Origin of the sequence: Pelomonas sp. KK5 (assembly GCF_001984095.1) — a bacterium.
Taxonomy (GTDB): domain Bacteria; phylum Pseudomonadota; class Gammaproteobacteria; order Burkholderiales; family Burkholderiaceae_C; genus KK5.
In genome coordinates this window covers 1-2307 of record NZ_LYVQ01000426.1, presented here as the reverse complement: position 1 = coordinate 2307, position 2307 = coordinate 1, and the positions used below count along the sequence as shown (strand labels likewise).

2 protein-coding genes are annotated in these 2307 nt (G+C 67.8%); both read left to right on the top strand.

The features are described 5' to 3' along the window. The first annotated feature begins 90 nt into the window (after positions 1-90). Positions 91-1206, top strand: a complete 1116-nt coding sequence (locus tag B0W88_RS31265) for a porin (RefSeq protein ID WP_077038357.1) — start codon at positions 91-93, stop codon at positions 1204-1206. Positions 1207-1390: 184 nt separating this feature from the next. Then, positions 1391-2287 carry a helix-turn-helix domain-containing protein gene (locus B0W88_RS31260; RefSeq protein WP_077038356.1) on the top strand — a complete coding sequence of 299 codons (897 nt, stop codon included), beginning with the start codon at positions 1391-1393 and terminating at the stop codon, positions 2285-2287. Positions 2288-2307: the final 20 nt, after the last annotated feature.

Sequence of the window (2307 nt, the reverse complement as noted above, 5' to 3'; positions counted from 1 at the left end):
GCGCCGCCTGAGCGTGGACGAACTGTTCGATGACGTAACGGCCAATCTCGGCTGACCCACGAAAAGAAACCCCAACAGAGGAGACTCCCCATGAAATCGACGACAGCAGCCTTCGGGCTCGCTGCGCTGGCACTCGCCTGCGCCGCACACAGCGCCCATGCCCAGAACGTGACGATCTTCGGCGTCATCGACCAGGCGGCCGAATACACCAGCGGCGTCAATGCCGGCAACGGCACGTCCACGCACCAGTACCGCCTGGGCCTCGGCGCCGTGCCCTCGCGCCTGGGCTTCCGCGGCAGCGAGGACCTGGGCGGCGGCCTCAAGGGCATCTTCACGCTGGAAGGCGGCCTCAACGCCGACACCGGCACCTCGGGCCAGGGCAGCCGCATGTGGGGCCGCCAGGCCTTCGTCGGCCTGCAGGGCGACTGGGGCCAGTTCACGATGGGGCGCTTGTACATGATGCGCTACTTCGCGATGTTCGACGGCGACTTCTTCGGCGCCGGCTCGCAGGGCACGGGCACCATCGACGCGGGCATCCCGAACGCCCGCGCCGACAACGCCGTCTCCTACCGCTACAACCCCGGCGGCACCGGCTTCAGCGGTGGCGTCAACTACAGCTTCGGCCGCGACACGGTGGCGGCCAACAACCCCGCCGCGGCCGGTTGCGCGGGCGAGGCGACGATCGCCAAGCAGTGCTCCGAATACTCGGCCATGCTGCGCTACGAAGGCGCGAGCTGGGCGGTGGCGGCCTCCTACGACAAGATGTACGGCGGCACCTCCACCACCTACGGCGGCCTGGTCACGCCGGACCTCACCGACACCCGCGCCGTCATCAACGGCTACATCAAGTTCGGCGCCGCCAGCAAGCTCGGCTGGGGCTGGCTGGGCCGCAACAACCAGGGCAGCGCGACGACGCCGAAGAGCAATCTGTACTGGGTGGCCGGCGAGCAGCGCATCGGCGATCCCGTCGTGCTGACCGGCATGCTGGCGCAGATCAAATACAAGGACTCGGCCAACAAGGCGACGGTGCTGGCGCTGCGCGCGAACTACTGGTTCTCGAAGCGCACGACGGTGTACGTGTCGGAGCAATACGTCAGCAACAAGGGCAACCTGGCGGTGGTGGCCAGCACCAACTCGCCGGGCACCGGCCCGCTGCCCGGTGATTCGCAGAACGCCCTGCAGGTCGGCATCGGCCACTCGTTCTGAAGAGATGGAGCCCCTCGTCCAAGGAGTACCTTGGCCGGTCCCCCGAGGGGACGGCGATGCTTGCGGCGTCGAGCCGCAAGCACATCGCCAGGACGGGCCGGCTTGGGAGCGGCCCGGCGCTCGGCCCGAACACGGACGAGCGCCATGGGCCACAATCGCGCGAGGTTCTCCGATCATCCCTCCCATGCGCGAAGTCAGCCCCGCCCCGGTGCCCAAGGTACGGCTCTATGTCGAGAAGCCGGAAGAGCGCGAGGAGCGCTGGTTCGTCAACGTCGGCCATGTGACCGAAGGCGGCCGGCGCCGCACCGAGCCGCATGCGCATCCGGCCTACGGCCAGGTGATCTTCGTGCGCCAGGGCCGCGGCACGATGAACCTCGAAGGCAGCAGCGTGCCCTTCATCGGGCCCTGCGCGCTGCTGCTCCCTCACGAATGCGTGCACGGCCTGGACTACGAGATCGACGTGGACCGCTGGGTCGTGACGATCGAGCAGACCTACCTCGAGCAGATCAACGCCAAGCTGTCCGAGTTCATCCAGCTCTGGGCCGAGCCGCGCGTGATCCCGCTGAGCTATTTGCCCGAGGGCGCCAGCGATTTCTACAACCTGATCCGCCGCGTCGAGCAGGAGGTGCGCTCGAAGGCGGTGGGCCATGTGATCGGCACCGAATCGCTGCTGACCTCGATCCTGCTGACGCTGGTACGCGGCACGCGGCTGGACCAGATCGACAAGGAAGGCGCGACCCGCAACGCGATCCGCCTGGCCGACCGCTTCCGCGAGCTGATCCACCAGCACTACCGCGAGAACCTGCGGCTGCAGGACTACGCCTCGAAGATGGCCGTCTCGCCGACGCAGCTGCGCGCCGCCTGCGTGGCCGCCACCGGCCTCTCGCCCAACAAGCTGATCCACGCGCGGCTGATCACCGAGGCCAAGCGCAACCTGATCTTCGGCAACCAGACGATCGAGCAGATCGCCTACGGCCTGGGCTTCATCGATACCGCCTACTTCACCCGCTTCTTCCGCAAGGAGGTGGGGCAGTCGCCGAGCCAGTTCCGCGCGGAGTCGCGGGACCAGGCGCCCAGATAAAAGTGCAGGCGAATCTGCCT

Coding starts and splice junctions, on each gene's coding strand:
- B0W88_RS31265 (WP_077038357.1), top strand. CDS start 91: ATGAAATCGACGACAGCAGCCTTCGGGCTCGCTGCGCTGGCACTCGCC.
- B0W88_RS31260 (WP_077038356.1), top strand. CDS start 1,391: ATGCGCGAAGTCAGCCCCGCCCCGGTGCCCAAGGTACGGCTCTATGTC.